General features: G+C 37.4%; 7 protein-coding genes. 6 read left to right on the plus strand and 1 reads right to left on the minus strand.

The annotated features are described in order from the left end of the window. The first annotated feature begins 307 nt into the window (after nucleotides 1-307). A complete protein-coding gene (locus M983_RS14205; RefSeq protein ID WP_066752291.1) occupies nucleotides 308-487 on the plus strand; it encodes a Trm112 family protein in 180 nt (59 codons plus the stop codon). A 3-nt stretch (nucleotides 488-490) separates the two neighbouring features. Beyond that, nucleotides 491-1,252, plus strand: coding sequence for a 3-deoxy-manno-octulosonate cytidylyltransferase (gene kdsB, locus M983_RS14210; RefSeq protein ID WP_066752294.1), 762 nt, complete (start codon nucleotides 491-493; stop codon nucleotides 1,250-1,252). 56 nt (nucleotides 1,253-1,308) lie between these two features. Here kdsB and elyC read toward each other — a convergent pair whose 3' ends face one another. Further along, nucleotides 1,309-2,127, minus strand: a complete 819-nt coding sequence (gene elyC / locus M983_RS14215) for an envelope biogenesis factor ElyC (protein ID WP_066752296.1) — start codon at nucleotides 2,125-2,127, stop codon at nucleotides 1,309-1,311. Between the two features lie 408 nt (nucleotides 2,128-2,535). Here elyC and cmoM point away from each other — a divergent pair, with 408 nt between their 5' ends. The 4 genes from cmoM to M983_RS14235 all read left to right on the plus strand — a co-directional run. Further along, nucleotides 2,536-3,306 (plus strand): tRNA uridine 5-oxyacetic acid(34) methyltransferase CmoM, encoded by a 771-nt coding sequence (gene cmoM / locus M983_RS14220; RefSeq protein ID WP_066752299.1) that lies wholly within the window; start codon nucleotides 2,536-2,538, stop codon nucleotides 3,304-3,306. A 15-nt stretch (nucleotides 3,307-3,321) separates the two neighbouring features. Beyond that, the gene (mukF, locus tag M983_RS14225) at nucleotides 3,322-4,644 is read left to right on the plus strand and encodes a chromosome partition protein MukF (RefSeq protein WP_066752307.1); all 1,323 of its coding nucleotides are present in this window, start codon (nucleotides 3,322-3,324) and stop codon (nucleotides 4,642-4,644) included. Next, entirely contained in the window at nucleotides 4,625-5,356 is a 732-nt protein-coding gene (gene mukE, locus M983_RS14230; RefSeq protein WP_066752311.1) for a chromosome partition protein MukE, read from the plus strand. The genes mukF and mukE overlap by 20 nt, the downstream gene beginning before the upstream one ends. Next, the coding region (locus M983_RS14235) for an ATP-binding protein (RefSeq protein WP_157091971.1) at nucleotides 5,353-5,815 on the plus strand (463 nt) is incomplete at its 3' end. The genes mukE and M983_RS14235, both read left to right, overlap by 4 nt.

Genomic DNA, 5,815 nt, shown 5'->3' on the forward strand with positions numbered 1-5,815 from the left:
CTTATAATTTATAAGTTATATAAAAAGTCACGACGTTAATGAGAATACAATAAAGATAATAAAAAGATTAATTTATTATCAATAAAAGCAGAATGTAATTCTTTATTAATAATGTTACAGACTCAATGATAAAAGGCCACTTAATGTGGCTTTTTTGTTTCTTATGGTAAAAATAAAATAGCTAATTTATGTCTAATTAAATTAGTTAGCGAATAATTACAAAACGAGTGATATTGAGTATTAACCCTGATCCTTCCTTATGATATCCTTTCTGGCATATACATGATTAATCCTTGAGAGGGATACAATGGATCACCGCTTACTTGAAATTATTGCTTGTCCTGTTTGCCATGGCAAACTTGTCTTTGATAAAGAAAACTCAGAACTTATCTGTAAAAGTGATCATTTAGCTTATCCTGTTCGTGACAATATTCCCGTTCTTTTAGAAACAGAAGCAAGAGAATTATCATTAGAAGAGGAAAAATAACCTATGTTTACGGTCATTATTCCTGGTCGCTATGCATCGACTCGTTTGCCGGGTAAGCCTCTTGCTGATATCCATGGTAAACCCATGATTGTACGTGTAATGGAACAAGCGAAACGTTCAGGAGCACAACGTATCATTGTCGCAACCGATCATCCTGACGTTATTACCGCTGTAGAGGATGCAGGGGGTGAAGCATGCATGACTCGTGAAGATCACCACTCGGGTACAGAAAGATTGGCTGAGGTTATTGATAAATTTCAATTTGCAGATGATGAAATTATTGTCAATGTACAAGGCGATGAGCCTCTAATCTCACCTGCTATTATTCGCCAAGTTGCTGAAAATTTGGCAAGTTGTAGTGCTGGAATGGCAACGCTGGCAGTTCCTATTGTTGATTCTAAAGAAGCTTTTAACCCTAATGCGGTAAAAGTAGTGATGGATGCACAAGGTTTCGCGCTGTATTTTTCTCGAGCAACAATACCTTGGGAGCGTGATCGCTTTAATTTGTCACATGATCAAATAGGTGAACACTATTTACGTCATATTGGTATTTACGCCTATCGTGCAGGTTTTATCCGTCGTTATATTAACTGGGCACCAAGCCCATTAGAATCGATTGAAATGCTAGAGCAACTTCGCGTGCTATGGTATGGCGAAAAAATTCATGTTGCGAAAGCGTTAGAAGTCCCTGGTGTAGGTGTTGATACTCAAGATGATCTGATTGCTGCAAGGGCTGCTTTTATGGCTCTAAATCAAGAATTCTAATTAACAAAATACAGATTAATAAAAAAGGCATTCAAGAAATTGAATGCCTTTTTTAATCACTTTATTGACCCTTTCTCGTTAGATTTATCATCTATAGCCTCTGTATTATCCGGTTTTAGCGATTGCCAAATAGAGCCTAAAAATTCATACCAAGCACGCTCACTATGCTGAAAATAAGTTGCTGATGGATAGTATTTTTCCCAGGGATGTAATGGTGATGTAATGGCTAGTTGATTAGCCGGCGCAGCAATAGGTTGCATATTACGTGCTAAGAAAAAGCGCTCAGCACGCGCTAAATGATTGGCTGATGTCACTAATAAAAAAGGCTGTTTTCCAATTAATTTGTCGACCTCATAAGCCTCTTCTTGTGTGTCCTTTGGCGTTGATAATGCGATTGTTTTTTCAGCAGGTACACCTAAAGATTGTGCAACTTGCGCTGCCACTTCAGCACTACTAATTTGATTAACACCAGCACCACCTGTAAATATGAGTGTTGAATTAGGGTGTTGATAATAAAGGCGAACACCCTCTGTCACACGAAACAAACTATTATTTAATAAATTAGCGCTAGGTGCCCATTGTGGATTGTAGGTAAATCCACCACCAAGTACGACAATATAGTTCACCTCTTTGAGGGCGCTACTGCGTAATTCATAACGGGTTTGATAGTCTTTTTCACTCGGCATTAAAAGAGTGTCAGCAATAGGCTGAATCCCTAGTAGCGTTAGCAAAATAAGGGTGACAGTAAGAATGCTTTTTCCTGTTTTTTGCCAACGGGTAAACCACAGTAACGCTAATGCAAAAAAAGCGATAATTAATAGTAAAGGGAGTGGCATGAGTAGGCTGCCAATATATTTTTTGAGCAAAAATAGCATAATTTATCCTACGTTGGCTGAAATACATTCGATTGATAGCAAAAGTGCAGTGAAAACTAGGGAAATTAAGAAACGCTGTGTCAAAATAAGCCTTAAAACATCGTTTCAATGAATTATAATCGTTAAAATAGTTAGCCAATCATTAAGCTATAATTTTAAGGTATAATCTTAAGTGATAAACTTAAGATGTAAAACGATAAGCATTTGAACATTAAATTTTTTATTAATAAGCATTATATTTATACGGTGCTTTGCGAATAATCTGATTCATGGCTTATTTCTTTACAGAAAACAGTCAGTCGCATAGAACACTGGTAAAATTAGCTAACTATTATATCCAGTGTCTCATATTTTTAAATTATCAGAACACAGAGCATAAGTAGTTTGTCGTAATCATGAGGCGTTCGAATGTCAGATCGTAATTTTGACGATATTGCTGATAAATTTTCCCGCAATATCTATGGCACAACAAAAGGAAAAATCCGTCAAGCAGTGATTTGGGAAGATTTACAACAGCTTTTAGCGTTGTTACCTAATCGGCCTTTACGCATTTTAGATGCAGGTGGCGGTGAAGGATATTTTTCTCGTCAATTAGCTAAATTAGGGCATCAAATAATTCTATGTGATTTATCACAAGAGATGCTTAATCGTGCCAAAGACGCCTCGATTGAAGAAAATGTTACTGATAACATGACATTTATTTGTTGTGCAGCACAAGAAATTAAAAAACATGTTGAAGAACCTGTTGATTTAATTTTATTTCATGCAGTACTAGAGTGGATAACGGATCAGAAACAGGCTGTAAATGTTCTTACTGACATGTTGCTGCCTAATGGTATCTTGTCACTGATGTTTTATAATGCGAATGGGATTGTGATGAGAAATGCGATTTTAGGTAATTTTCATTTAGCAAATCCAGAGATCCCACGTAGAAGAAAGCGTTCTTTGTCACCACAAAATCCATTACAACCTGAAGATGTCTATCAATGGCTGACAGATTTTTCTCTCACTATTTTAGGGAAAACAGGTATTCGTGTTTTTCATGATTACTTACAGAGTCGTCAGTTACAAAATAAAGATTTTCCGGCGTTGCTTGCATTAGAGCAACGTTATTGTAGGCAAGAGCCCTATATCAGTCTGGGGCGTTACATTCATGTCATGGCACAAAAAAATGTGTAAATTAAGGATTGTACTATGAGTGATTTTACCCAGACCGTTCCTGAGTTAGTGTCTTGGGCAAGAAAAAATGATTTTTCCATCTCACTACCACCAGAAAGACTCGCATTTTTAATGGCAGTCGCTGTTTTAAATAGTGAGCGTCAAGATGGTGAGATGAGTGAAGGTGAATTGGTTGATGCCTTTAGAGAAGTTTGTAAAGGTTTTGATCAATCCATAGAATCGATACATGTTCGTGCAAATAATGCCATCAATGATATGGTTAAACAGCGATTATTTAACCGTTTTACCAGCGAATTAGTTGAAGGCAATGCGATTTATCGCTTAACTCCATTGGGTATTGGCATTAGTGATTATTATATTCGTCAGCGAGAATTTTCGTCATTAAGATTATCAATGCAATTATCTGTTGTTGCAAATGAGCTTGATTCTGCTGCAAGCTCAGCAGAAGAAGGTGGCAATGAATATCATTGGCATCGTAATGTTTTTGCGCCATTAAAATATTCTGTTGCTGAAATTTTTGATAGCATCGATTTATCACAACGAATTATGGATGAGCAGCAAAATACCGTAAAAGAGGATATTGCTGCGCTATTAAATCAAGATTGGCAAGCTGCAATTTCAAGTTGTGAGCAACTGCTTTCAGAAACATCAGGCACGTTAAGAGAGTTACAAGATACTCTGGAAGCGGCGGGTGATAAGTTACAAGCCAACCTTTTACGGATTCAAGATGCTAATATGAGCTCAGGTCATGTTGAGCATATTGATACATTGGTTTTTGAACTACAAAGTAAATTAGACCGAATTGTTAGCTGGGGTCAGCAATCAATTGATTTATGGATTGGTTATGATAGACATGTTCATAAATTTATTCGTACTGCGATAGATATGGATAAAAATCGCATTTTCTCTCGTCGATTACGCCAATCGGTACAAAATTATTTTGAAAACCCATGGGCACTGACTCATGCTAATGCTGATAGACTTTTCGACATGCGTGATGAAGAGCTGATATTACGCGATGAAGAAGTGACTGGTGAATTACCAGAAGAGTTAGAGTATCAAATGTTTAGTGAAGTAAATGAGCAGATTGCACAATGGGTAGAACAAGAGCTAGCTTCATATAAATTAGAACAACGTGCATTAGATCTTAGCTCAGTATTAATAGAATATCTAACCCACTACCCACAACAAAAGCATTTTGATGTCGCACGCATTGTGATTGATCAGGCTGTACGATTAGGTGTAGCACGAGATGAACTTGCAGGATTACCAGCAAGATGGTCTGAAATTAACGAATATGGAGCTAAGGTACAAGCGCATGTCATCGATACATACTGAACAATTTATGCCAGCAAAATTGGCACAAGCACTCGCGAACTCACTTTTTCCTGAACTCGATAGCCAGTTACGTGCAGGTAGACATATCGGTATAGATTCACTTGATAACCATGCGTTTTTAATGGATTTTCAAGATGAATTATCAGATTTTTATGCGCGTTATAATGTTGAGTTAATCAGAGCTCCAGAAGGCTTTTTTTATTTACGACCTCGCTCTACAACACTTATTCCTCGTTCAGTACTTTCTGAAATGGATATGTTAGTCGGTAAAATCCTTTGTTATTTATACCTTAGCCCAGAACGTCTAGCGAATCAGGGCATTTTTACTGCCCAGGAACTATTTGATGAATTAAGAACTTTAGCGGATGAAACAAAATTATTACGCTTAGTAAATCAACGCTCAACAGGTTCTGATTTGGATTTACAAAAACTACAAGAAAAAATGAGAACCTCGCTAAACCGCTTACGCCGTTTAGGTATGATCTCTTTTTTAGTTAATGATTTACAACGCTTCTCAATTACAGAATCTGTATTTCGCTTTGGTGCTGATGTACGTAGTGGTGATTCGCCACTTGATGCACAGCTGAGAATGATCCGAGATGGAGAAGCAGTAGCACTTGATAATGAATCAATATCACTAAATGATGATGAAGAAAGTGACGATGAGCAATTACCTTTCGGCGAAGATGATGTGGAGGAAGAAAATAAATGATTGAACGAGGAAAGTTTCGCTCATTAACACTTATCAACTGGAATGGTTTCTTTGCTCGTACTTTTGATTTAGATGAGTTAGTCACTACATTATCTGGTGGTAACGGGGCAGGTAAATCAACCACCATGGCTGCATTTATCACCGCGATGATCCCCGATTTAACGTTACTTCATTTCCGTAATACAACAGAAGCCGGTTCTACCAGTGGTTCGCGTGATAAAGGTTTATATGGAAAACTGCGTCCTGGTGTTTGCTACGCAGTATTAGACGTTATTAACTCTCGCCATTTACGTGCTGTTGTTGGTGTAAGATTACAACAAATTGCCGGTAGAGATAAAAAAGTCGACATCAAACCCTTTATGATCCAAGGGTTACCTATGGCTGAAAATCCAACGGAAGTGTTAACACAAGCTGTTGATGGACGCCAAGCTCGCGTTTTACCGCTAACTGAACTAAAAG

Origin of the sequence: Proteus myxofaciens ATCC 19692, from assembly GCF_001654855.1 — a bacterium.
In the GTDB taxonomy this organism is placed as follows: domain Bacteria; phylum Pseudomonadota; class Gammaproteobacteria; order Enterobacterales; family Enterobacteriaceae; genus Proteus; species Proteus myxofaciens.